Below are 26,611 nucleotides of genomic sequence, written 5' to 3'. Positions count from 1 at the left end.
TGATTTTCCCTACCATTCCGTCCGGAAGTCTCCGGATTCTAAGGGCTGAACGATAAAGCAATTTAAAAAGATAAACGAGCAAAGTCTCCACCTTGGCCGAATATAGTTTTGTTACAAATACAAGCAACAAAATGATTCGCCAATTCACACCGTACTTTTTTTCACTCCTGCTGCTGTGGCCCCTCGCTGCCTGTAACCATCGATCTCAGCCCGATGCATCGACCTCAGCAGTAACCGCCGGTAAACCCAACATTATTTACATCCTGGTGGACGATATGGGCTACGGCGACCTGAGCTGCTACAGTCAGCAACTGTTGCAGACACCTAATATCGATCAGTTGGCAGCGGACGGTATGCGATTTACCCGTCATTATTCCGGATCGACGGTGTGTGGTCCGTCCCGGGCCGCTTTGCTGACCGGCAAACACACGGGTCACACTACTGTTCGGGGCAATCAGCCTTCCGGACAATTGCTGGCGCCCGAGACCACCACCCTCGCCGAGGCGTTGAAAGCCGGTGGTTACGTTACCGGCATGGCCGGGAAATGGGGTATCGGGCATCCACCGCCTCCGGATGATCCGCTGCGCAACGGTTTTGATCAGGCTTTCGGATACATCAATATGTGGCACGCCCACAATTTCTATCCGGAATTCCTCTACCGCAACGGACAGCGGGAAAAAGTGCCTGGCAACATCACCGATACGACCTACAACTACGCCCGCTACCATCCGAACGGCATGCCCGAAGGAACCGGCGTAGCCCGGGTAAAGGAACAGCACACCCATCCCCTCTTTGAAGAAGACGCACTCAATTTCATCGAAGCCAACCGGGATACCAGCTTTTTCCTCTATCTCGCCCTGAACATCCCCCACGCCAACAACGAAGCCGGCTACTTTCTGGGAGATGGTATGGAAGTCCCCACTTACGGCCCCTACGCCGACCGGGACTGGCCGCAACCGGAGAAGGGTTTCGCCGCCATGATCGACCTGATCGACGGTACGGTGGGGCGCATCCGGGACAAAGTACAGTCACTCGGTCTGGATAAAAATACCCTGATCGTTTTCACCAGTGATAACGGCCCGCACCAGGAAGGGGGCCACCAGGCCGATTTCTTCGACAGCAACGGCCCGCTGCGCGGTACCAAACGCGATCTCTACGAAGGCGGCATCCGGATGCCGACCATTGCCAGTTGGCCCGGAACCATCGCGGCGGGATCAACCACTGACCATATCTCGGCTTTTTGGGATGTGCTGCCCACTTTTTGTGAACTGGCGGGCGTAGCGGCCCCCGAAGATATTGATGGTATCTCCTTTTTGCCCACACTGCTGGGCACACCGGAAAAGCAGCGACAACATCAATACCTGTATTGGGAATTTTACGAAGCCGGCGGCAAACAGGCCGTACTGGAGGGAGACTGGAAACTCGTCAGACTCCATCTTCGGGACGACAGTAAAGCCGTGGTAACGGAACTCTATCATCTCGCGGATGATCTCGGCGAAACCCGTGATCTGGCGGACGAGAACCCTGAAAAGGTAGCCCAACTCGAGCGGTACCTGAAAGAAGCCCACACGCCATTCCCGGGCATCTCACTCTTTGACAGCGGGGCAAATGCGGAGACGGCTTTCTGAGCCGATGCCGACTACTGTGGATTGTAAGTGTCTAAAAGTCTAAACTACTTAAAACGTCATGAAGAAAATTATCTATCTGCTGGCTATAGCGATAACGTTGATCGCGCTCCGTGCCTGTACTTCCGCCAATTCGGAGAACCTACCTGTCACGCCCCCCACTTCGGAAGCGGTCGTACTGGACAAATTTGCGAATGTAGCGCCCACGCCGCCCATGGGCTGGAACAGTTTTGACGCTTATGACTGCCGCATCAACGAGGAAGAATTTCGGCAGGTCGTTGACTATATGGCCGACGAACTAAAGGATTACGGTTGGGAATACGCGGTGATCGATTACATCTGGTGGCATCCGGAGCCCGGCAACTGGGATACGCCCCGCCGCTTCGGACATCCCAATATCCGGTACAAAGATAATGGTGAGCCGCTGTTCCCGGAATACATCACGATGGATGAATACGGGCGGCTGCTGCCCTCCGTGGAGCGTTTTCCCTCAGCCGCCGACGGGCAGGGTTTCAAGCCGCTGGGGGATTATGTGCACAGCAGAGGCCTGAAATTCGGGATACATATCATGCGGGGCATCCACCGGTATGCGGCTTTTAAAGATACCCCCATCAAGGATTCCGAATACACGGCGGCGGATATCGCCGAGCCCTGGGATACCTGCAAATGGTGCAATCACATGTACGGTGTGGACCCCACCCAGGAAGCGGCAGCTCAGGCTTACTACAACTCCCTATTCGAACTGTATGCCTCCTGGGGTGTGGACTACATCAAGGCCGATGACATGATGTTCCAAGATTACCACAAGGGGGAGATCGCCATGATGCAGGAAGCCATCCGCAATAGCGGTCGACCGATGGTACTGAGCCTGTCCTGCGGGGAAGCTCCGCTGGCCCGGGCCGATCATCTTGTGGACCATTCCAATATGTGGCGGATCTCCGCAGACTTCTGGGACGAGTGGGATCACCTGCGACATAGTTTCGACCTGCTGAATGCCTGGTCAGCCCACCGGGAAGCGAACCACTGGCCGGATGCCGACATGCTGCCTATCGGACGGATCTCGCTGAACGGACGCCCCCACGGTCCGGAACGGATGTCCAAATTCACCGAACCCGAGCATTATACCCTGATGAGCCTCTTTTCCATCGGCCGTTCCCCGCTGATGTGGGGAGGGGATCCACTATCGACCCCGCAGGAAACGGTGGATCGCTTTTTGCGCAACAAGGAAGTGCTCTACGTGAACCAACAAAGCACCGACAACCGGCAGGTGATCAACCACCGCGGCGAGGCCGTCTGGATCGCTACCGATCCGGCCACCGGGGACCGTTTTCTGGGGCTTTTTAACCTGAAGGAGGAAACGAGCCGGATCGAGTTCAATTTCGAGTGGGAATACCTGCGGGATACCTACCGGATCCGGGATCTCTGGGCCGGAGAGGACCTGGGGAATTACGAGGGGCAGTTTGGGGTGGAGCTTCCGGCGCACGGGGCTGGTTTGTATCGTTTGACGAGGGTGGCGGAGAATTAGCTTGGATGGTCGATGGTGGAGGGTGGATGGTCGACGGTGGATGGTCGATGGTCGATGGTCGATGGTGGACGGTGGATGGTCGATGGTCGACGGTTGAGGGTGGTACTGGGTGGGAAGCACTAAGGGTGATCCGGCGGTTTAAGAGTTTGTAATCCGTTCGAGGAGCACTAATTCCCGGTTATTTTAGTAAATTAGAATTACGCCAAAGCGATTTTGCCGAAACAGAACTGACATTATTAAGCCAATACGCGCCTCGGCCAAATTAACTAACTGGCATCAACTAGATTTATGAGAAGCAAGCAAATTAGTCTGTTACTGAGCTTTTGGCTCGGTCTGACCGCAATATCGGCGCAGCATACCAATTTTCAGTTTCGCCATTTAACGGTGGATGATGGCCTGGCCCACACCGATGCGACCTGTATTGCCCAGGACACCAACGGTTTTATATGGATCGGCACCTATTTTGGGCTCAACCGTTTTGATGGCTACGAAGTAAAGTCTTTCGTCAACGAGCGGCAATCCACCCAGAGTGCCTACCACAACCGGATCAATGCCATATGCATCGATGGCGATAATAATATCTGGCTGGCCTCCCAGGGCGGTCTGGAATGTTTTGATATTACCCGGGAACAGTTTTTGTCCCTGGAATACCCGGAGAGTCAGAATGATATTTTCCAGCGTGAGATCACGAATGTGCATGTGGGTAATAGCGGTCAGTTGCTGATCAGCAAAAAACAGGGGTTAGTGGCGTACCGGATCGGTGCGGGTTACCAGTTAACTGCGGTTGAGTTGCCGGCGGTGCTGAAGGAGGTCATCTGTCACAACATCAAACGAGGTCCGGAAGGCAATTTCTGGCTGGCCACCTCCCAGGGGTTGTTCTACCTGAGCGAAGACCTTAAAACTCTGCGGACTGTTCAACTTAGGGATTCCTCCGGCTTTGCCTATACCTATCTTCATGATCTTTCTTTTGCCGATGGCGATAAAGTCTGGGGCATTAATGGTACCAGCCTGATCCGCTTCGATCTGCGGGATATGGACTGGGTGCAGGCCAGCGTTCGGGGTGAGTCCGTTCGCTTGCAGACTCCGGAAGCGGACGGTTTGGGAGAAGATATCAACCATACCATCAATACGCTGGTGGCGGACGGAAAAGGCAGTATCTGGATCGGCACCGCTTCCGGGCTGATCCAATACATTCCCGAGCGGGGTTCCTTCAAGACTTATAGCAGTTCTTACCCGATCAACCGTTATGCGCTGACTTCCAAGCACACCAATAACCTGTTCGTGGATTTTTCCGGATGCCTGTGGGTATGTACTTTTGGCGGAGGCATCAATTACCTCGATCTTAATCAGAAACAATTCTATCTGCTGCAACACGATCCGGCGCGGGAAGGCAATACCCTTTCCGGCAATTACATTCGGGCCATTCTAGAGGATCCGCAGGGCAATGTCTGGATCGGCACCCGGGAAGAAGGGTTGAACCATTACAACTTTGCCACCCAGGAATACACGGTATACCTGCATGATCCCAACGCCCCGACAAGTTTAAGCAGTAATGATATCCGGTCGTTGGCCTACGACGATCGACAACGGCTCTGGGTGGGTACCGCCAAAGGCGGGATCAATATACTGGACCGGCAAAGCGGAACTTTCCATCAACTGGTCCAGCAGAACGACTCACTGCACAGCCTGACGAACAATACCATATTCTCCCTGGCCCGGGATAAATACGGTCAGATGTGGGCCGGCTCCTGGCAAAACGGCCTCAACCGGATCCGTTACCGGAATGCCGATGACTACACTGTAGAACAGATCCTGCCGCCGGGTAATCCGAATGCTCCTTATTACGTCAGTTCCCACCGGATCTCCTTCATCTACGCCGATGACATCTACCCGGAAGTATTCATCGGGACCGATAAGGGGCTGGACCGGATCTTTCTGAAAGCGGACGGCAGCGTTGACCGCATTGTGCACTATCTGGGAAAGGACCGGCAGGAAGGAGGCCTGAATTCCAATTTCATCTGGCCCATCGAACGGATCAACGAAAACACGCTGTGGGTGGGTACCATTGGCGGTGGTTTGAATAAGATCATCTTATCCCCCGACAACGCCACCTACACGGCCGAGCATTTTTCGTTGGAAGAAGGCGCACCTTCCGCGGACATCGAAAGCCTGCTCCGCGACCAAAGGGGAAGGATCTGGATGGGCACCAAAGGCATTGCACTTTTTGATCCGGAAACCAAAAATTTTCGCAATTTCGATATCAACGACGGCCTGCAGAGTAACAGCTTCAAGATCGGTGCTTCCCATAAAGGAGCCAGCGGGCGTTTCTATTTCGGCGGGACCCGCGGTGTGAATTATTTCTATCCAGACAGCATCCGATTGAACGAACAAAAACCCAAAGTTGTCCTCACGGACCTGATCATCAACAATACCTCGGTGCGGCTGGGAGAGCAAAAGAACAAGTGGGTAATCCTCGAAAAATCCATTAACGAAAGTGAGCAGATCGAGTTGAGTCATCTGGAAAACAATCTTTCCATCAGTTTTGCCGCCCTGCACTACGCCAACCCCGGCAAGTGCCGCTACCGCTATAAACTGGAAGGCTTCGATGACGACTGGATCTATACGGATGCCCGGAACCGGAAGGCGACCTATTCCAATCTGGATTACGACCATTATACCTTCCAGGTATCGGCCTCCAACGGGGACGGTATCTGGAGCGATGAGATCACCAGTCTGGCCATCTCCGTACACGCACCCTGGTGGCAGACCGGTCTGGCTTACTTTTTTTACGCGCTGTTTTTCCTGGGTAGTCTGGGCGCCATCTACTACGCGCTTATCCGCTGGTATAAGCTCAAGCAGGCCTACGAAATCAGTCTGCTGGAAGAAAAGCAGACGAAAGAACTCCACAATATGCGCCTGCAGTTCTTTACCAATATCTCCCACGATTTCAAAACACCCCTGACACTGATCCTCAATCCCCTGGAAAACCTGCTGCACGGGCAGGTCGGAGAGCGCAAAGCCAGAAGGTATTTCCACCTGATGCACAACAACGCCAAAAGGCTGTTGCATCTGGTGAACGAACTGATGGATTTCCGGAAAGTAGAGACCGGTGCCTACCGGCTCGCCGTGAAACGATCAGATCTGGAAAGTTCGGTTCAGGAGGTGATGGATAACTTTGACGAGCACGCACTTACCAAGGATATTAAGTTCGTCTTTCAGTCGAGACTGGAACAAGCGGATTGCTACTTTGACCGGAGCGTACTGGAAAAGATCCTGATCAATTTGCTGGGGAATGCCTTTAAAAATACGCCACCTTCCGGCACGGTATCGGTCAGTCTTTACGACCGTTACGAGCATTTCCATCCGGAATATGCCCACTCCTACAAGATCAAAAGCGAATACCGCTCCGATGCATATTGCTGGGTACACATTAAGGACAACGGAAGCGGCATTGCCAAAGATGACCTGCCGCTCATTTTCGACCGGTATTTCAGCCGGGGGCAGGAAGGGCAGCCGGAAAGCGGTTCCGGTATCGGCCTGGCCCTCGTGAAAAGCCTGGTCCTGCTGCACAAAGGAGAACTTTCCATCTACAGCGCTCCCGGACAGGGGACCGAACTACTGATCGGCTTTCCGAACCTCGCCCAGGCCTATGACCTGGAAGAGAACACGACCGTACCGCTCTCCAATGAGTCCCTGCTGCAGACTATCCAGGACGGCCTGCTGAATGTAGACGAAGTGGTCGCCGAGTCCCTTTCGCTGGATACCGGAGCGAGCAGCTATCGTCCCAGCGTCTTGATCGTGGAAGATAATCTGGAACTCCGCCACTTTTTCCGGGAGTCGCTCGAGCAGGACTACCATGTGCTGGAAGCCGGAGACGGCCGGGAAGGACTGGAACTTGCCCGAAATACGCCACCGGACCTCATCATCAGTGATATCATGATGCCCAAACTGGATGGTATGGCATTTTGCGAACGGATCAAAAACGATCCGGTACTCAACCACATCCCCTTCATCCTGCTAACTGCCAAATCTTCGGCCGAGAACAAGGTGAAAGGGGTGGAATCCGGAGCGGATTACTATTTCACCAAACCCGTCAATCTGCGGATGCTGCAGGCCACTATTCAGAATATCATTTCCTCCCGCGCCAAACTAAAAGAGTTGTACATCAACAATGCCTTTTCCAAGGCCCGTGAAATGGCCGTCAACGATCAGGAAAAAGAGTTCATGGACACCTTCGTGCGCATTGTGGAAGACAATATCGAACGGAACGATTTTGATGTGGATCAACTCTGTCGGGAGATCGGGATGAGCCGCACCAAGCTCTATAACAAGGTCAAAAATATTACCGGCAAATCGGTGGGTGAACTGATCCGGAGCCTGCGCCTGAAGCGGGCGGCCCAGATCCTGGCCAGCGAAGAGGTATCGATCATCCAGGTGATGTACCGGGTGGGCATCCAGAGTCAGTCCTATTTCACGAAGGCCTTTCGGAAGGAATTCAATAAATCGCCGTCGCAATTTGTGAAAGGCCTATCGCAAACCTGAGTTTGGAGACCTCTTTTTTTTTACTGACAAGGCTGATCGGATTTATAAGTCCTTACCTTTAGTACCTACGGCTTTGTGATTAGCCCATGATTACCGATCACACTAATGAAATGCCATTAAGCATTAAGGGTGATCCAGTTGAAGAGTCCAAAATGATAAATATTATAAAAATTTTTAATCCAAAACTTGCGTCTAACCGATAACGGGCGTATATTGTTTACTCATTCATTTGCTGATAACTTTTCTAAAGATTATAACTGGGGTTTAGTTTTATTTTCGAAAGCCGGGAAGTTTACTTTTCGGCTTTTCGTTAATTCAGTCTGATTAAACTTTCTCCATTTTTTTTCAGCAGCCCAAAGCCTAGGTCTTGTTCCTACGCTCACTTCATCGCCCTATCCTACCGATAGTCTCATCTTATTCCCAACGCGACAATCATCCGCTCAGACCGGACAAATACCCCCAAAGTTCACTACATTAGTCGGCAACTATCCTAAGCGGGGTATCGCCCCCTCCATTTATTACCAAGCAGAGCTTTTAAATCCAGCAACATGAGTAGCAAAACCGGCATTCTTCTGGCCATTCTGAGCATAGGAATGAGTATTCCCGCATTTAGTTTTCAGGACGAAGCGGAACCGGCCGATTCGACCAAAAAGGACCTGCCCCTCCAGGCCGGCCGGACATTTACTTTTGACCTGACGGAAGGGTCCTGGATGTCGCTGGATGTGAGTCCCGACGGGCAGCAGATCGTTTTTGACTTTTTGGGCGATCTGTACACCCTGCCGATCGGCGGTGGCGATGCCACCCGGATCACCAGCGGTTTCCCGTTCGACAGTCAGCCCCGTTACAGTCCCGACGGGCGGGAGATCGTCTACATTTCCGACGAATCCGGTGGGGAGAATGTCTGGGTGTACCAACTGGAGGATCAGGAAAAGCGACAGATCACCAAAGGCAACGATAACCCGTACCAATCGCCCGACTGGTCACCCGACGGGCAGTACATCATTGCTTCCAAGCAGTCCGGGTCCAATCTCCATAAGATCTGGCTGTACCATAAGGACAGCGGCGGCGGGACCGCCCTGGTGAGTGAACCCAACAACAAGCGCATGCTGGAAGGCGTATTCAGTCCCGACGGCCGTTACATCTGGTTTTCGGAAAGGACCGGTAGCTGGAATTACAATGCTGCCCTGCCCCAGTACCAGATTGCCAAATACGACCGGGAGGAAGGTAAGATCATTCCCCAGATCTCCCGTTACGGCTCTTCCTTCCGCCCTACCCCTTCCGGGGACGGCAAGTGGCTCGTCTACGGCACCCGCCACGATGCAGAGACGGGGCTGGTCCTCCGCGACCTGCAGACCGGCGATGAAAGCTGGCTCGCCTATCCCGTCCAGCACGATGATCAGGAATCGCGCGCCAGCCGGGACGTACTCCCGGGTTTTTCCTTTACCCCGGACCATCAGTCGGTAATGACGGCCTACGGCGGAAAGATCTGGAAGATCGATATCGGTACCAAAACCGCCCGGGAGATCCCTTTTCGGATCAATTCGAGCATTGAGCTGGGTCCGGAACTGGATTTTGATTATCCGATCGAAGACACGCCGGAGTTTACGGCCGTACAGATCCGCGATGTTGCCCCTTCACCCGATGGTCGTCAACTGGCGTTCACGGTACTCAATGAAGTCTATCTGATGGATCTGCCCGACGGTACACCCCGAAAATTGACAACGCTGGACGCCACCCAGGCCCAGCCGGCCTGGTCGCCGAATGGAGACTGGATCGCATTTGTCACCTGGTCGGCTGATGGCGGAAAGGTGTACAAAGTACGCCCCAATGGCAGCAACCTCACCCAACTGAACGAAGAAAACGGCGTCTTTCAATCTCCCGCCTGGTCCAATGACGGTCAGCGGATCGTTTTGATCAAAGGTCTGGCCCAGGATTTCCGGAACGCCTTACAACGGACCGCCTTTCGCGGCACGAGTGATCTGATCTGGATCAGCGCCGACGGTTCGGCCAATAACTTCATCACCTTTACCGACGGGAAGGGAAATCCCCATTTCGTGCGGGGTTCCGACCGCATCTACCTATCGGATAATGACGGCCTGTCCTCCATTCGCTGGGACGGAACCGACGAACAGTTCTATGTCAAAATAACCGGTAAAAAAGCGGCTGGCGCCAGCAACCCGCCCTCGGCGTCCTGGATCAGGATGGCCCCCGTGGGTGATCAGGCCCTGGCCCAGATCGGCATGGACCTGTACGTAGTTACGGTACCGAAGACCGGCAAAAAATCCTTTACCATTTCGGTATCCGATCCGGGTAAGGCCAGTTTCCCGGCCCGCAAACTTACCGATATTGGCGGCCAGTTCCCGGCCTGGTCGGCCGATGGGACCACCGTTCACTGGGCAATCGGCAACGCGCACGTCGTATACGACCTGACGGCGGCCAAGCAGCAGGAATCGGCCGGGGACGAAGATGAGGCCGAAGCCTATACACCCCGGGAAAACCGGATCGAAGTAAAGATCCCGCGCGATCTGCCCCAGGGCACCCTACTGCTGAAAAACGCCCGGCTCATCACCATGAAGGGCGATGAGATCATCGAACGGGGGGATATCCTTATTGAGAACAACCGCATCAAGGCGATCGGCCGGGAGCTCAGTGCGCCGGCCGGCGCGGAGGTCATGGATGTATCCGGAAAGACGATCATTCCCGGGTTTGTCGATACCCACTCCCATTTCCGGCATCCCGTTAATCTTCACCGGGGACAGTTCTGGCCCTACCTCACCAATCTGGCCTTCGGGGTAATGACCACCCGGGATCCGCAGACGGCAACTACCGATGTACTCAGCTACGGCGATCAGGTAACGGCCGGCCGACTGATCGGTCCGCGTATCTATTCTACCGGTCCCGGGATTTTCCGGGGAGAGGTCATCAAGGATCTGGAACACGCGCGGGACATCATGAAACGGTATAGTGCTTACTACGACACCAAAACCATCAAAATGTACGGCTCCGGTAACCGCCAGCAACGGCAGTGGCTGATCATGGCGGCCAGAGAGCAGAATATCATGCCGACCACAGAAGGCGGCCTGGATTTCAAATCGAACCTCACCCAGGTCATCGACGGTTACCCGGGTCACGAACATTCTTTTCCTATTTTCCCGCTCTACCAGGATGTGATCGATCTGGTCGCTTTTTCCAGAACGGTATATACCCCTACCCTACTTGTCGCCTATGGCGGCCCCTGGGCGGAGAACTACTACTACGCCACGGAAGATCCGCACAGCGACCCGAAACTGACGCACTTCATGCCCCATTCCAACCTGGACGCCCGTACTCGTCGGCGCAATGCCGGTTGGTTTATGGAAGAGGAACATGTTTTTGAAGAACTTGCTACCTACCTGAAAGATCTGGTGGAAGCCGGTGGCCGGGCCGGGGTGGGCAGTCACGGACAGTTGCAGGGCCTCGGCTATCACTGGGAGCTTTGGGCGATGCAATCCGGAGGTCTGTCGACCCACAATACCCTCAAAGTCGCGACCATCATCGGGGCCGAAGCGATCGGGCTGGAGCAGGACCTCGGTTCGCTGGAAGTCGGCAAACTGGCGGACCTGATCATTCTCAACAGCAATCCGATCGACAATATCCGCAACTCTAAAGATATCTTGCACGTTATGAAAAACGGTCGGCTGTACGAAGGCAATACCCTGAATGAAGTCTACCCGGAGGTGAAACCTCTGGAGCCGCTGTGGTGGCAGGAGTTTGCGCCGACGGGGGTGCCGGGGGTGAGGCGGTGATTTTGTGAGGGGGGGACTTGGAGAGGGGGAGACCTGGGGGACTTGGTGATGGGGTGATTACTCGCTTCCTGGGTCTCCGGATCGGTCTTTCCTGGGCTTCAGAGAAACAAAATTCTCAATACAATTACAAAAACCCGGAAGATTTGTATCTTTAGAACCATAATGTTTTCGGGAGGCGATTTTCAGACACTTCTGGAACTTAGCTAACATTCTCATCCCAATTCTCCGCATTTCAAGAACAAAAAGAGCCTCCGCTCCGGGCATATTTTCATGGTCCGGCCATTTTTGGATCCCCAATTCATACGATTCCACATTTGATCTGAACACAAGAACCTTTTTTGGAGCCCCTCCGGAAATTCAGGATATAGTATTCTACTGTAGAGTACTGGTTCGCTCCGGAGATCGGGCCCGGCAGATAATGCAATGCTCTGCACTGTACTGCCTTTATACGAGCCCCTTTACTCAGAACGTCACTTTTGCATAAAGAAGGTTAAGACACTGGGTATAGGACCATATTTTCGGTGCATTGGCTTGCAATGATACCGGAATTCCCAGGGCTATATTCCAGCCCGGCAAAATTTTGCGCCATAACGGACCGGCGAAGTTATTTCGCTGGCGGTTTTCGTCCTATACACAGTTTGAGTTCGCTGCCTGACTCAAATTCTTAGAGCTATGATTGAAAGCCATGTCACCGTTTTGGTACTTACAGACGACTCCGAACACTTTGCTTCGATAAAGTCGCTCGTTAGGCAACGGGCGCAATCGGCGGTATTCATCCCGGCTTTCAATGAAGCGGATTTTAGGAAAAAATTTTCCTGGCTGCCGGCGACTTTCCTCATCGTGCGGGCCGAGCTACTCAGTGACGGTTTACAACAATTTCTGGAGGACGTGCAGGCAAAGGACCGGTCCATCGTGAGCCGGTTTCAGGCGGATGACCTGAATGCGCTTCCGGTTACCCTCAAGATCGTTTACGAAAATAACTTTCGATCTGTATCCATTTTGCAGGCGGAGAGAAAATCATCTTTGGCTGAACAGAAAAGGCAGGCTTTGAGTAGTAGGAGGTAGGTGCTTATGTTGAAATGTGTTAAGGTGTTAAAGTTTTGATGTGTTCATGTTGGATCCCGGGCACCTAACGTTAACACCTCCACACTTTAACACTTCAACACCTCTCCACTGCCGCCTGGATACGAACCCATAAGATTTACAGATCGTCGACAGGGTACCCAACGTATACACTTTCACACGTTTCCACGTTCCAACTTCTACCCGGCTGCAATCAGTCCCTTAATCGTCCTAAGTAGCTGGGTACCCTGCAGCGGTCATACTAGCAAATCCGGAACTATTTCTGTAATTAAAGTATTGCTTAACTTCCAGTTCTCCGAGCCATAAAAACGCTTGGAAGAAAACCCTCAACTAAACTCCATGGAAAAAATTTTAGAAAAACACCGCAACCAGCTTCAGCTTAACGAGCGACTGCGACAACTTGTAGAAAAAGAAGGTCCCAAAGCCACCGGGGAGATCATGCATCTTTTACACCAGGGGGCAGATCCGAATGATCGGCCACCGCATACCGACAGCCTTGTTGACTGCATCCTGCACGGATGGCCGGCCGATTCGCGGGTGATGGGCATTGAATTACTCACCAGTTTCGGCGCTAGTGTCAACCTGCCTGGTCTCATGGGTGAGACGCCTCTGGCAAGTTGTCTGGAAAGTAAGTATCCTTCGGACCTGCAAGATATTTTACTATCCAAAGGGGCGGTTCCGATCACCGCTTCACTCCGTGATTTTGCATCTACCGATGTACATTGCCGGTACGGTGCAGCTAATCCGGAAAAGGTGACCTCTGACTATTATACGTTTATGGTGGCTACCGGTACGGAGGCCTCGTTTGTCGGACCGGATCGTTTTAGGGAACTGCTGGCCTCGGGGGAGATCAAGGATTTTGCCAAAGATTTCGAAGAACTCACCGGTAAGGTGAAAGACGGGAAATTATCCGCCCAGGCGGCGGCCGGGTTCTTCAATTATCTCACTAGCGGGAAACCGAAGTGGTGTAGTTACCGCTTTGGCAGTTCCTATCATTTTCTGGAAGACGGTAAGATGCTCCAAATTGGCGGAGAACACGAAGATTACTACGAACCGGATTTTAATATCTATAATGACGTGATTCGCATAAGTCCCACCGGCACGGTAGACGTTTTTCTTTATCCGGAACAGGTCTTTCCGCCGACTGATTTTCATACTTCAACCAAAGTCGGGAATCAAATTATCATCATCGGCGGTTTGGGATACCAGAAAGACCGGGTGGCGAGGCGAACGAATATGCATATTTTAGATCTGGACGATTTTTCCATAACTTCGATGTCCACTTCCGGGAAAAATCCCGGTTGGATCTTTAAGCATACGACCCTGCATGATGAAGAGAATCATTGCCTTTACGTGCTGAACGGCAAAAAATGGACAAACGGAAAGATCATCGACAATGATGGGACTTATCGCTTTGATCTGGTGACTAAGCGTTGGAGTTGCGTTGTTTAGTACCTGAAGTATTGAATATCAAGAAGATTAAGGCCGAGTAAGTCCAACTTTTACCAAACCGCAGAAGCCGTACCTCTACCCTGACCGCTCGGAGGTGTTTGTAACGCCGACTTCATATCTTATTGCTAAGGCGATAAATAAAACCCGAAAATTAAGAGAGGTTCCAGACAGGATATATTGAAATATCAATCGTATCTAGAGATTAATATAGGCCGCCGAAGTTGCAAACTTCGGCCAGCGTACGGTAGGATATTTAAGTTCGGATCCTGAAGGACTGAATCAAATTAGTCTGGCCCTCAAATCACTTAAACTTTATTCAACAGTGTCGATTCTATTAAAAAACAATAAGTGGTTGGTAGCCGATTGGGTGATGAGAATGTTCTTCTCGGATTGTAGAGAAATTGCGGGTTCCAATGATGTTTACAGTGAAATAATTTCTGACATAAATGACAGTATCAAGTTGTATACCTTCCTTCTACAGTATACTGAACCAACTGACTTACATAAAATGAAAATTCTTCAGAAACTGATCCAGGAAGTGATCCAGTTTAATGAGAATAGAGATCTAAAGCCCGATTGGGATGAGGGTGCGTTTGTAGTATATCGGAAAAAACTGAACGAATTGGATGATTTACTCCGCGACGAATTAGCACCGTAATACCAGAAACTATGTAGGGTTACAGATTATTCCTTTATAACTGTAGTTTTAGGTCGAAATAGGCAGCTGAACTTACAACCTTAGGCGAGCGGAGGGCGTTGGAGTCGCGTTGTTTAGCACCTGAAGTATGGAATATCAAAAAGATTAAAGCCGAGGAAGTCCAACTTTTACCAAACCGCAGAAGCCGTACCTCTACCCTGACCGCTCGGAGGCGTTTGTAACGCCGACTTTATATCCAATTCCTAAAAAAGACGATCCGGGCAGAAAGTACAGGAAAATCAAACCTGATTGCCGGGCAAAACAGGGAGTCGAAATTGCAACCTTAATTATCAATAACAATGCTGAAAGTAGCCGTCATATCCACGGCAACGTTCTCATAGGTACACCAGGGGCCTAAATCTACTTTGGAGATACCGTGTTTCAGTTCAATAACGAAGAAGTTTTCGTCATCAATTACTTCGTTTGCGGTCCAGAGGGTATTGATCAATCCAAGCGGATCCTGATTGGCGTCCTGATCTTCGATTTCAACGCCGAATCTATCCGTGGGGACCAGAAAATCAAAACAAACCAAATGGGACACGGCATCGGCCCGTATCGACTCGGTCAGGGAAGTTATTTGGCCATCCGTATCGGTGTGGAGAAAATCGATCTCCAACATATAAGTTTCGTTGGGCTGCAGTCTGATGCCCTGGGCCTGGGGCGAAGTGCCGCCTTCTCCGTCCGGATCAAAATAGCTAAACGTCCGGGTCTCACTTCCCATCTGCGGGGTAAAGGTCAGCTGAACGGTATTGATGCGGTTCCGATGGTCAGCCGTTTCAGGATCGGTAGTTTCCTTTTTACAACCAACCATAAAAAGTAACAAATAGAGGAGACCGGAAAGAAGCGTAATTTTTTTCATACGGGTCAGATCAAGAGCAGGTTATTGATATACCTAGAACTCTTCTTTCCACTCATAGGTTTGGTTCGCAAAAACCTATTCAGGAAAAATTGACCGTAGCGGTACGCCCAAACTGCAACCAAGATATGCTAACCCGTGAGACAGGGGAATTATTTACCGGGATGCGTCATCATTTTGACTTACCAATATTATTGAAGTGCTCCAAAATTTTAGGATTATTAATTTTTTGACGATTGTCCGGTGAAATCGCTTCTGACGGGTAGCTACCGGCCACGGTTAAGGTTGGATGGTCCGGGCTGATCAGGGTAATATCAGTCAGCACAATGCCGGATTCGCTTAGCGAGGAAAGATTTGTCCAAAATTTCCCCCTGTACATTTCCTCCTGGCCCAATCTGGCCACAAAGGGCTTTTGATAAAGACCGGCATCAATTTGCAGGGAAGCCTGGTAGGCCTTCATTTTTTCGGCGCCTGCCGGCGTAAAGATGAAAGTATGACTGGCCACCTGGTAGGCACTAATATCATCTTCGGAAAAAATCATCTGATTGGAGTCCAGATGGTACACGGCAAACTTATTCATGCTCTCATTCGAAATGCCGGCGGATTTTTCGTTTAGTGAACAACCACTCATTGTCGCAAACAACGCAATAACGAATATTACTTTTTCTCCAATCATAACTTATAAATGCTGATCCGCTTTCAAACTTAGCCACTTTCGGCATAGAGAGGTGTTAAGGATAAGCTTTAATCTATCTTCCATGCTTACAGAAATCCAAGCATTGGTGGGCATTCGGTGGACCGGTAATTTGCCAAAAGCAATCCCTGTGATACCGGAAAACAGCTACTGGTCGTACCAGGCTTAGCTTTCCGGCAACTGCTTAGTTATCTTTTTGCCAGGTAAAAACAATTGAAAATCTAAGCTACGAGCAGCATTCAGGTTGTTATAGTAGAGCACGAGCGTTTTACCATAAACTTCTAGTACCACATTTTTCTTTTATGCGATCCTTCGATTACAGCCTGGATTATTCCAAATTAAACCTGCGCGAACACCCGGAACTCTACGCCATAGGCAAGGGAGAACAGGGCGTTTTACTGGTTGAGCCCTATAAATCGGAAATCCTCCCCCACTGGCGATTTAAAACGCCAGAAATAGCGACCCGGTCTTCGGAAAAGATCTACAGCCTATTTTTGCAATACCTGGCGGATGAAGATTTCGTGGGTGCCGATATGGCCCGCAAATTCCTGCAGATGGGCTATACCCGCTCGCGCCGCTACGCCAATTACAAGGGAGGAAGAAAATACGAAGGCCCGGTGCCGGCTGATAAAAAAGGACAGAGCGGTGCGCACGGGCGTCCCCAAAAGGATCGGCAGGCCGAAGATCCGGTTAAAGCAGCTTCCGCACGCATCTTTAAAGCAAAGTGGGACCAGGCCCGGCAGCATCCTGAGTATCTTCGGCAAAAGGCTGCATTCATCGAGAAGTACCCTAAAGGCTCGTGATGTGTATCTAATTTTTCTTAGCGCTTCCGCCTTATCCATACCGTCGTGCGTACCGGTCTTCACATTTATAGCCCGTATTACCCCAATGAGTTCGGCCATTCTTTTTTATCTTGCCCCGGTAGCAACCAGGGCCAGCATATGATCTACCATCTTCGTCATTTTTTCTCTGTCATTATTTTCAATTTTCTGCTTATGGCGATCGGCCATGCGCAGCCGGAAGGATTGAAGCTTCATTTTTCCGTAGCGATGGATGATCCGGCCGCACAGCTTTTTCAGGTGCAAATGGTTTGTGAAGGCCTGGATACCGGTTATACCGACTTGAAGATACCCGTTTGGATGCCGGGATATTACCAGGTACTAAACTACCCGGAAAAGATCCAAAACTTCCGGGTGATGGAGGACAATGGCCAAGCGATCCGCTGGGAAAAAGCCAATCGGGTGACCTGGAGAGTCTACCACGGAGTCGAGACATCCCTGACTGTAGCCTACGAAGTACTGGCCGATCGCCCCTTTGTAGCGACTAACTTTCTGAGTGAAGAGCGGGCCTATCTGGCCCCGGGGGGGATCTTTATGCACCTGGCCGGAAAAATTGACCAGCCGGCTACTATTACCATTATCCCCAATAGGGATGGAGAGGCAGTAGCTACCGGTCTGGAGACAGTGGATAACAACCCCCTCCATTTCTATGCTCCTGACTTCGACGTGCTTTATGACAGTCCATTACTGGTCGGGCCTCTGGATACCCTCCCCTCTTTTGAGGTCAGGGGCGTACCGCATCGTTTCGTCGGTTACCAGTTGGGAGATTTTGATCACCAGACCTTTATGGACGATCTAAAGCAGGTAGTAGAAGCGGCGGTGGACATGATCGGCGATATCCCCTTTGAGGCATACACCTTTATTGGTATTGGTCCGGGTGCAGGGGGGATCGAGCACCTTAATTCGACCATGGTGTCCTTCTCCGGCAGTGAAAGGCTCAATACCTTCGAGGGGCGAAAAGGTGTACTGAGTTTTCTGGGACATGAATACTTTCACCATTACAATGCCAAACGCATACGCCCCATCGAGCTCGGCCCATTCGATTATGATCATGGCAGCCGTACCAATATGCTGTGGGTAGCAGAGGGCATCACGGCCTATTACGACGAACTGCTGCTGCGCCGGGCCGGGCTGGTAGCGGGCGAGGATATCATCAAAACCTTCGAACGCACCATTCGCAGTGTAGAAAGCTCGCCCGGCAGCCGGTTTCAGTCGGTAACGCAGGCCAGTTTTGATACCTGGTCGGACGGCCCCTTCGGCAGAAAGAATGATGAATTGAATAAAACCGTATCCTATTACGAAAAGGGTCCTATTCTGGGGCTGTTGTTAGACCTAAAGATCCGTCAGGAAACCAGTAATAAAAGATCCCTGGACGATGTGATGCGTAGCCTGTACTTTGACATCTATAAAAAAGAAGGGCGCGGCTATACGGAGGAGGAATTCAGAGCCATTTGTGAAAAAACGGCCGGAGTCCCGCTGCATGAATTCTTCAGTTATGTCTATTCAGTACAGCCGATCGACTATGCTAAATATCTCGGTTATGCCGGTTTGAAGATCGACCTGGAACCCAGGATCCAGCCGGGGGCTTACCTGGGCATACGGGTAGCGGAAAAAGAAGGAAAGTTGATCATCAATCAGGTCGAGTGGAATTCACCGGCCTGGTACGAGGGGTTACGTAGGGATCAGGAAATTATCGGCATCAACGGGCAACCGGCCAGTGCGGCTCTTTTGGAGGAACAACTGATGAACAGTAGTCCGGGAGAGATCCTACGTTTTGAAATGAAGTTAGCTGATGGATCAACGAGAATGGTGCCCCTCTTACTTGAGGAGAAAAAAGAGATCTCATTTGCGATAGAAAGAGTGATCAGCCCGAGTGCACAACAACAGGCTATCCTGGACGGGTGGTTAGGGACCAACCATTAGGTAGCGAATTGCTTACCAGCACACCGTAATATATCAACAACAGGACAAAGTCCCCGGGCGTAAATTTTGGCCAATGCCATTGTAAGCAAGAGCTAATCACTTCACTTCCCCTTGGCCAGTTCTTCGGCACTAGGTTCCGTTACTACCTGCTGGTAGGCCCGATCCTCGTACTCCTGGCCGACCATATACCAACAGGTGGTGAACAGCGCAGCGATAATCGGTCCCAGCACAAATCCGGATAAACCCACCCAGTACAAACCACCCAGGGTAGAGAGTAGGACCAGATAGTCGGGCATTTTGGAGTCTTTTCCCACCAGTCGCGGCCGCAGGAAATTATCGATCAACCCGATAAATCCGGCTCCCAGAACCAATAGAATGATCGCTCCGGTATAATCTCCCTTGCCAAATAGGACCAGCACCCAGGGCCCCCACACCAGACCACTACCAATCGGCAGCAGGGAACACACCATCATAATCGCTCCCCAGAGGAAGGGGGCGGGAATCCCCAGCAAGAAAAACAACAATCCACCCGCAGCGCCCTGGACAATAGCCACTACGAGACTGCCTTTCACCGTGGCGCGGGCTACACTTTCAAAACGTTTCAGGAGGCGTATTTCCTTTTGATCCTGGAGGGGAAGCCCCCATCTCAGCTGTTGTACCAGCCGTTTGCCGTCGCGCATGAAGAAAAAGAGGATATAGATCATCAGGGCAAAATTCACGACCACGCTCAGGATATTTTGCGAAAAGGAAATCGCTCTTTCTGCCAGATACTTGATCCCATTATCTTTGATCTCCACGATCTTGGTTTCGATTTCCCGGCTGGTAATGCCCAGATGTCTCAACTGCTTATCATTAAGCGGAAGTTGATCCTGTAACTCTTCGACCTGCTCCTCGATCATTTCCGTACTCTCGGTAATCGTGTTGACGATCGCTTCCGATTCGAGAAAAACAGCAAGGCCGAAAATAATGATGGGAATGATCACGATCAACAGAATACCGCCAATGGTCAGGGCCGTAGCCGTATTGGGTTTGGTAGGCATCTTGCTAAGGATCTGCTCGTACCGCCGGTGGAAAATGATGGCGAAAATAACCGCCCAGAACAAGGCTAAAAAAAATCCGCCGATCAGGCCGAAGAAGATAACCGTTATCAGCAGGACCAGCGATATGAAAAATATTTTTTGAAAATCAACCTTCATAGGACTACTTTTTAACGGTTCATAAATTTAGAGTCTGGCACCACAAGGGCAGGATTGCCTAAATTTTACCAGATCGACGCGACGCGCCTTTCCCGCTTTTCAAACAGCGAACCCAAATGACTAAAAACGACCGGGTCATCTTGAGTTCTTTCAGTTCAACCACTTATTTTCACTCCGGGTTTGCCGTGTACTTACTGGAAAACGGGGTGACCTGCATTATTTACTGAATTCAACAAGGTGTGCACATTGACGGGTCAGGAATCCTCGACCTGATCCCAGACCAAACTGCTATGACGCAACTTCCTTTTCTCCCCTAATAGCGATAGGAAAACCAGCCTGCGGGCACATAAATCACTAAGCTTAATGATGCCAGTCATGACTTATTAACCTGGTACCGCTTAAATTCTTTTGATGGAATGGTAGGGCATGGATGCTACTGGCATAGAGGCTAGTCAGCACGAGGAAAGCTTTTTTTAATTACCCAAAACCTGAAAGACCGATGAAAACCTCCATGATGGAAAACAAAAGAGCGCAGGCCAAAGCGAAAGTGGAATTCCGAATGCATGTATTCACTTTTGTGGCGGTGATTGTTTTGCTGGCAATCATCAACCTGATTACCTCCCCGGATCACCTTTGGTTCATATGGCCCATGTTCGGTTGGGGAATTGGCATTGTAGTTCATGCAATAACGGTCTACTTCTTTTCGGGGGAAACCAGTCTGAAAGAAAGGATGATCGAAAATGAGATGAATAAACACGATGTATAGGTGACTGGAAAAAATTGGGCCCAGTGAAAAGATCCAGAAAAATATTTCTTCTGACTGCTTGTTTCATGGTGCTGGCGGCTGCGTTTACTTTGCTGGTTTTGCAACCTTCCATAATCCCCAGAAAAACCTTCTCCGCGCCTGAATCAAGCTATAGGGGTTGGGAGGAAATTCTTTCGTCCCCCCAGCCTATCACCATCCAAACGTATTCGACGGGCGTGATGCTGACAGAATTATCCGGCATTATGAATCTGGCGCACGAACGAGCCGCAGCTATCGAAGATGTGGTAGTAGAGGCCCCCGTCAACGCAAGTATCATCCACCACCAGACATTGGGTTACTACCTGATCGATGCGGGACTCGACTCCTCCTATATCGACCACCAGTACGGCACTTTCAGAGGCCTTTTTGTTGAGAAAACCTTAGGTAAAGGGTCACAGGAGCCCAATACGAACATTGCGTCGGTCATAAAGAGAAAAAACATTCCGCTTCGGGGCGTTTGGCTAACTCATCTGCATCCTGACCATATTGCAGGGATTATCGATCTACCCAAACATCTTCCATATGTCGCCGGTAAAGGCGAGCGCTATATAAACTTTCGGTTCTTTATGCGCTCCGATCATCTGGCAGGAATTGAAGCACTATACGAAATTGATTTTACCGGGGGAATCGATCTGCCTCCATTTGGAAGGGGGATCGATCTATTGGGCGACGGCTCTTTCTGGGCTATCGAATCCAGTGGTCACAGTAAAGGCCACGTGATGTATTTTATCAACGGGATCGAGGAGCGGGTGCTCGTAACCGGTGATGCCTGCAACGACCAATTCCAATTTGACACCGGGATCGGTCCGGGATCTTTCTCCAGTGATCTTGAGCAGGCACAGCAGGTGTTGGAAACCATCATAACATTCAAGGAACGCTACCCTGAGGTCAGCTTGGTCTTTGGTCACGATAGAATCAGCATACAGCATGAGTAAATTCTTGATTAAGCGGCATGCGGTCAAATTTTATTTCATCCTAACATTTTTAATTTCATGGGGTGCAATTCTCTTCCTGTTTGGCACCGATGGGATACCGGCAACTGCGGAGCTGCAGGAACAGATTGGTATGACAATCCTACTAGGACCCGCTCTGGCCAGCATGATCCTCATTGCCATTTATAAGGGTAAGCGAGGTTTACGAGAATTGGGAGCAAAGTTGGTTAAATGGCGAATAAACATTCGCTGGTATTCCATTGCCCTTTTAACCGCACCGCTGGCTACGGTACTATCCCTGGCGGGACTTGCCTTGTTCACGAAGGATTATCAGCCTGCAATTACTAACTCGAATGATATCTATAGTCTGTTGTTTTTGGGAATTGTTGGTGGACTTATCATTGGCCTATTTGAAGAACTTGGCTGGACCGGATTCGCGGTCCCTCGCTTATTACAGAAGTTTAACAGTTTTACCAGCGGAGCCATCATTGGTATAGTTTGGGGAGCCTGGCACTTCATCTTATTTTGGGAACATGACAGCTTCACGGGAACTGTTCCCTTTCTCCTCCTGCTGGCAAGGCTTTTTTCCTGGTTGCCCGCCTACCGAATATTAATGGTTTGGGTTTATGAACGTACCGAAAGCCTGCTCGTGATCATATGCATGCATGCGAGCCTCGTTGCTAGTCTTGCGATCTTAGATCCGATCATTTACGGGAAAGATCTACTGATCTACATTTTGATAAGAGCCACTATTCTATTGATACTGGTTGGCCTGCTTACCGTGTATACAAGAAGAGCAGAACGGTTAGCGGTCAGCAATTAAGTCAGGAAGATCTTATTAATGCGGCTTTACTTTTGGTAGGTATTCCGTTCTCTCGAATACTATATATACAGCAGGAAGGCAAGCTCAGCTGCCCTCCTGCCGAATAGGGTTACGCTGCATCTTTCCGTTTCCAGAATCTCAATGATTTACAGCTTTCCAGAAATCTTTTGATCTCCTTTTCATCACTGACCTTAACGAATCCCTCATCCAGCCGTTTGGGCAGGCCGGTCTTATTGAAGAGCGGCAGTGCTGCCTCATTATAGGCGACAAATTTATAGTGGGAATAAGCGTTGGCCACAAACTCCCGGGCCGGTGGCATAGCCGCCAGGGCGTCAATGCCTTTCTTGCCACCAATAACGGCCACGGCGTCAAATAATATGGAAGGCCCTCCGTCGATCTTGTGGTCCATGTCCATACTTTCTCCGTCGGCAGTCATCACTCCGGCAATGCGGGGACCGATCATCGCCACGGTAGCTCCTACCCTTTCGGCGCCGGCTTTAAGGTCCGCTACAAGCTGAGCATCGAAACCGTCGCTCACGAGAATCCCGATCTTCCGTCCTTTGAAATGATTCGGCACATTTTTCAGAATGCTCAGGGCGTCGGAAGGTTTGAGATCTTCATTGACGGGCACGGCCGCCTGGGGTGGTTTAGGCATCTTTTTAATCCCCAGTCCTTCGGCTACCTGTTGGGCCAGATCCTTATCGATATGCAATAAATGCCCCACCAGCCGTTCCCGGATCGCAGCTTTCTCTACTTTACTCAACTCAAAGATCAGGGCATCGGCGATATGCTCCTGCTCCGTATCCGTCTGACTGATGTAGAACTGCCGGGCCTGGCTGTAATGATCGGCAAAACGCTCCGAACGAACGCGCATCTTAGGTCCGCTCGCCTCCTCGGGTTGCGTATGGTAACCTCGCTCCACCGACTCGCGGGGTCCTCCTTCTTCCGGCCCCCAGCTATTCGGTTCATAGTTGGCCCGCCCCTTTACATTGTGCATCGACATATGACCATCCTGTTGAAAATGGTGAAACGGACATTTAGGCGCGTTGATCGGGATGTGCGCAAAATTGGGACCGCCCAGTCGTTTAAGCTGAGTATCCAGATAGGAAAAATTGCGCCCCTGTAACAGCGGATCATTGGTAAAGCCAATACCCGGGACGACATTGCCGGTTTGAAAAGCAACCTGTTCCGTTTCCTGAAAAAAGTTGTCAGGCATCCGGTCCAGCACCATTTTGCCGACGGGTTTGGCCGGCACCAGCTCTTCGGGGATGAGCTTGGTGGCGTCCAGCACATCAAACTCGAATTGATCCGCAAATTTTTCATCGAAGGTCTGCAGGCACAGTTCCCATTCTGGGTAATCTCCCATTTGGATCGCATTCCAGAGATCCCGGCGATGAAAATCCGGATCGGCACCATTGATCTTTACGGCCTCATCCCAGACCACAGATTGTACTCCCTGCTTGGGCTTCCAGAGAAATTTGGTAAAAGTTACTTTACCATCCTCATTGATCAGTTTGAAAGTATGCACACCAAACCCTTCCATAAACCGAAGGGAACGCGGAATGGTCCGGTCCGACATGATCCACATGACCATATGCATAGCTTCCGGCATCAGAGACATAAAGTCCCAAAAATTATCGTGGGCCGTTGCCGCCTGCGGAAAGGCCCGATCCGGTTCCTGTTTGGCCGCGTGAATGAGGTCAGGGAATTTTATGGCGTCCTGAATGAAGAAAACCGGGATGTTGTTGCCGACAATGTCCCAGTTTCCCTCCTTGGTGTAAAAGCGAACCGCAAAGCCGCGGACGTCTCTCGCCAGATCTGCCGACCCTTTATTACCGGCCACCGTGGAGAAGCGGACAAAAACCGGCGTTTTTTCTCCGGCGCGTTGGAAAATATCGGCCGAAGTTAGTTCGGGAATGGGATCATAAGTTTCGAAGTAACCGTGAGCTCCGTAGCCGCGGGCGTGCACCACCCGCTCGGGAATACGTTCGTGATCAAAGTGGAACAACTTTTCCCGAAAATGGAAATCCTCCATCAGCGTGGCGCCTCTCGGGCCGTGTTTCAGCGAGTTTTGATCATCCGCCACGGGAATGCCCTGTTGGGTAGTCAGGGTTTCGTAGCCCTGCTCAGCTGTTTGGTGCGTTTCGCCGCCATTACCCTGATATACCGTTTCCTTTCCGTAGGTGACCTTCTTGTTCTTTGAGGTCGAGGTGTCTTTTTTCTTGGCCATTGGTTATTTTGTTGAATGAAGAATAAAGGATGAGTGTTACCACAGGCCGGTAAAGACCTGAGATAATAATGTTTGGAATGAGGCTGGATCAAATCGTGGAAAAATCCTTAGATGGGCTCTGCTTAACAAATAACAGACGGAGGGAAATGTTCGATCGGAAGTGAAAAAATTACGAATGGAAGCTGGCCGCCACTTCAGTTGCCTGTAAAAAGCAGTTGCCGTTTAACAGTGCTGGAGCAGCTACTGGTAACCGGCAACTTATAAAATGATTGAGATACAGTTAATGGCTATTGGGTTGTAGGTCAGGGATTAGGTTAGGATCAGTTATTTTATTGCAATTACATGTCGGCCGCTACTGGTTCCGGCAGGCGATTTTTGGCGATCATCATTTCTTTCAGTTGCTGCCGGGCGGTATGCAGTCGGCTCTTGATGGTACCGATCGGAATATTCAGCTCTTCGGCAATATCTTTGTATTCGTAGCCCTGGAAGTGCAACAGGAAAGGAATGCGATAGATCTCATTCAGTTGATCCAGCGCCTGGTAGATCTCCTGGATGCGCACATTCATTTCGCCCTGGTTCGCGAGCGGATTTTGTCCTTCCAGCGCATAGGTGAAATTTTCGATTGGCTCGCTCACCGTCCGCCTTTTTTTCGCCGCACGGCATTTATTGATGAACGTATTCCGGACGATAGTAGACATCCAGGCCCGGAAATTAGTTCCTGTTTCAAACTTTTCACTGTAACGGAATCCGCGAGTGACAGCATCCTGGAAAAGATCCTGGGCGTCCTGATAATCCTTCGTCAGCTTCAGCGCAAATCCGAAGAGCGTGTCTTTGATGTTGTTCAGTTCACTGTTAAATTCAAGGTGAGTCATGGCAGTTTCGTTATTTTGGTAGTTTACTTTTTTGCATTCAGTTGCTTATCTATATTCAAACGGCGTGCCAATTTTTTAATTAATTGAATATCAATAATTTACATTGACACAAGGAAATTTTTCATTCAACTTATTGATTTTATTTAATCCTATTGGATCTTATTTGATCCATTTTTTTAGCAAGTATTTTCTGGAAGAAATTAATGATAGAATATGACTTGGATAAAAATTGAATGGTGGTGGGAGGATGGCATTATAATTGGTCTGGACGAATATCATATGGAATATCTATTCCTGAAGAATCGTAACTTTGGGAAAACTAGGGCAATCGCATTAAATGAACAAATTCGAAAAATTAGGTTGTACACCTAGAAAATAATCAGGTAACAGGCCTATTTTGGAACAAAATGTCGAGGTTAGGCGGGTTGGGAAGCGGCCAATGCGGTGGGTGAGGGTGATAGCCTTGTGTTGGGCATAGGATTGGCCGGAGTTTTTGGCTCTTTTTGCGATCAAAAAGAGCGGAATGAATTTAATGCAATTGCCCTACTCTGAACCTTTGAGCAATCGCGTTTAGATGCTTTTTCACACCTAAAAAGACACCAAAAAATCTTGCGAAATAAATGCTCAACACGAGGCAATTCCCTGAGAGGTACGATCCCTTCGGGCAATTGCATTAAAACTATACTGACATAAGATAGGTTTGGGAAATCCAACCCACTTCGCGTCAAGTAT

General features: G+C 50.4%; 17 protein-coding genes. 12 read left to right on the top strand and 5 right to left on the bottom strand.

The genetic code is table 11. The features are described from left to right. The first annotated feature begins 131 nt into the window (after positions 1-131). The 7 genes from CRP01_RS33525 (at position 132) to CRP01_RS42560 (ending at position 14,670) form a co-directional block, all read left to right on the top strand. Positions 132-1,628, top strand: coding sequence for an arylsulfatase (locus CRP01_RS33525; protein ID WP_099154455.1), 1,497 nt, complete (start codon positions 132-134; stop codon positions 1,626-1,628). A 58-nt stretch (positions 1,629-1,686) separates the two neighbouring features. Next, complete coding sequence (locus CRP01_RS33520) at positions 1,687-3,150, top strand: alpha-galactosidase (RefSeq protein ID WP_099154454.1); 1,464 nt, start codon at positions 1,687-1,689, stop codon at positions 3,148-3,150. A 288-nt stretch (positions 3,151-3,438) separates the two neighbouring features. Then, complete coding sequence (locus tag CRP01_RS33515) at positions 3,439-7,692, top strand: hybrid sensor histidine kinase/response regulator transcription factor (RefSeq protein ID WP_099154453.1); 4,254 nt, start codon at positions 3,439-3,441, stop codon at positions 7,690-7,692. A gap of 548 nt (positions 7,693-8,240) precedes the next feature. Beyond that, a complete protein-coding gene (locus CRP01_RS33510; protein WP_099154452.1) occupies positions 8,241-11,477 on the top strand; it encodes an amidohydrolase family protein in 3,237 nt (1,078 codons plus the stop codon). Positions 11,478-12,149: 672 nt separating this feature from the next. Next, positions 12,150-12,542: a hypothetical protein gene (locus CRP01_RS33500; RefSeq protein WP_099154450.1), complete on the top strand. Its 393-nt coding sequence runs from the start codon at positions 12,150-12,152 to the stop codon at positions 12,540-12,542. Between the two features lie 357 nt (positions 12,543-12,899). Next, the gene (locus CRP01_RS33495) at positions 12,900-14,012 is read left to right on the top strand and encodes a hypothetical protein (RefSeq protein ID WP_099154449.1); all 1,113 of its coding nucleotides are present in this window, start codon (positions 12,900-12,902) and stop codon (positions 14,010-14,012) included. Positions 14,013-14,520: 508 nt separating this feature from the next. Beyond that, complete coding sequence (locus CRP01_RS42560; RefSeq protein ID WP_170110648.1) at positions 14,521-14,670, top strand: hypothetical protein; 150 nt, start codon at positions 14,521-14,523, stop codon at positions 14,668-14,670. A 322-nt stretch (positions 14,671-14,992) separates the two neighbouring features. Here the strand turns inward: CRP01_RS42560 and CRP01_RS33485 are convergent, their stop codons facing one another. Continuing rightward, positions 14,993-15,568 carry a hypothetical protein gene (locus CRP01_RS33485; RefSeq protein ID WP_099154447.1) on the bottom strand — a complete coding sequence of 192 codons (576 nt, stop codon included), beginning with the start codon at positions 15,566-15,568 and terminating at the stop codon, positions 14,993-14,995. A gap of 169 nt (positions 15,569-15,737) precedes the next feature. Next, complete coding sequence (locus tag CRP01_RS33480; RefSeq protein WP_143473654.1) at positions 15,738-16,241, bottom strand: hypothetical protein; 504 nt, start codon at positions 16,239-16,241, stop codon at positions 15,738-15,740. A 320-nt stretch (positions 16,242-16,561) separates the two neighbouring features. Here CRP01_RS33480 and CRP01_RS33475 point away from each other — a divergent pair, with 320 nt between their 5' ends. Then, positions 16,562-17,062 (top strand): DUF4385 domain-containing protein, encoded by a 501-nt coding sequence (locus tag CRP01_RS33475; protein WP_099154445.1) that lies wholly within the window; start codon positions 16,562-16,564, stop codon positions 17,060-17,062. 138 nt (positions 17,063-17,200) lie between these two features. Then, positions 17,201-19,021 (top strand): M61 family metallopeptidase, encoded by a 1,821-nt coding sequence (locus CRP01_RS33470; protein ID WP_099154444.1) that lies wholly within the window; start codon positions 17,201-17,203, stop codon positions 19,019-19,021. A 101-nt stretch (positions 19,022-19,122) separates the two neighbouring features. On the opposite strand, the gene CRP01_RS33465 is transcribed toward CRP01_RS33470, so the two are convergent. Further along, positions 19,123-20,217, bottom strand: a complete 1,095-nt coding sequence (locus CRP01_RS33465) for an AI-2E family transporter (RefSeq protein ID WP_099154443.1) — start codon at positions 20,215-20,217, stop codon at positions 19,123-19,125. 499 nt (positions 20,218-20,716) lie between these two features. Between CRP01_RS33465 and CRP01_RS33460 the strand changes: the two genes are divergently transcribed. Genes CRP01_RS33460 through CRP01_RS33450 form a run of 3 tightly spaced genes read left to right on the top strand, consistent with a single transcriptional unit; the run spans position 20,717 to position 22,777 of the window. After that, positions 20,717-20,983: a 2TM domain-containing protein gene (locus CRP01_RS33460; protein WP_099154442.1), complete on the top strand. Its 267-nt coding sequence runs from the start codon at positions 20,717-20,719 to the stop codon at positions 20,981-20,983. A gap of 23 nt (positions 20,984-21,006) precedes the next feature. Then, a complete protein-coding gene (locus CRP01_RS33455; protein ID WP_143473653.1) occupies positions 21,007-21,957 on the top strand; it encodes an MBL fold metallo-hydrolase in 951 nt (316 codons plus the stop codon). Beyond that, complete coding sequence (locus CRP01_RS33450) at positions 21,950-22,777, top strand: CPBP family intramembrane glutamic endopeptidase (RefSeq protein WP_099154440.1); 828 nt, start codon at positions 21,950-21,952, stop codon at positions 22,775-22,777. The genes CRP01_RS33455 and CRP01_RS33450 overlap by 8 nt, the downstream gene beginning before the upstream one ends. Positions 22,778-22,886: 109 nt before the next feature. Here CRP01_RS33450 and CRP01_RS33445 read toward each other — a convergent pair whose 3' ends face one another. Together CRP01_RS33445 and CRP01_RS33440 are read right to left on the bottom strand one after the other, a co-directional pair. Beyond that, entirely contained in the window at positions 22,887-25,007 is a 2,121-nt protein-coding gene (locus tag CRP01_RS33445; RefSeq protein WP_099154439.1) for a catalase, read from the bottom strand. A gap of 338 nt (positions 25,008-25,345) precedes the next feature. Beyond that, complete coding sequence (locus CRP01_RS33440; RefSeq protein ID WP_099154438.1) at positions 25,346-25,879, bottom strand: RNA polymerase sigma factor; 534 nt, start codon at positions 25,877-25,879, stop codon at positions 25,346-25,348. Positions 25,880-26,611 lie beyond the last annotated feature (732 nt).

It is taken from the genome of Flavilitoribacter nigricans DSM 23189 = NBRC 102662, from assembly GCF_002646595.1.
Classification (GTDB): Bacteria; Bacteroidota; Bacteroidia; order Chitinophagales; family Saprospiraceae; genus Flavilitoribacter; species Flavilitoribacter nigricans.
Note: the sequence above shows the minus strand (reverse complement) of the source record. Positions and strands in the feature narration are given on the sequence as shown.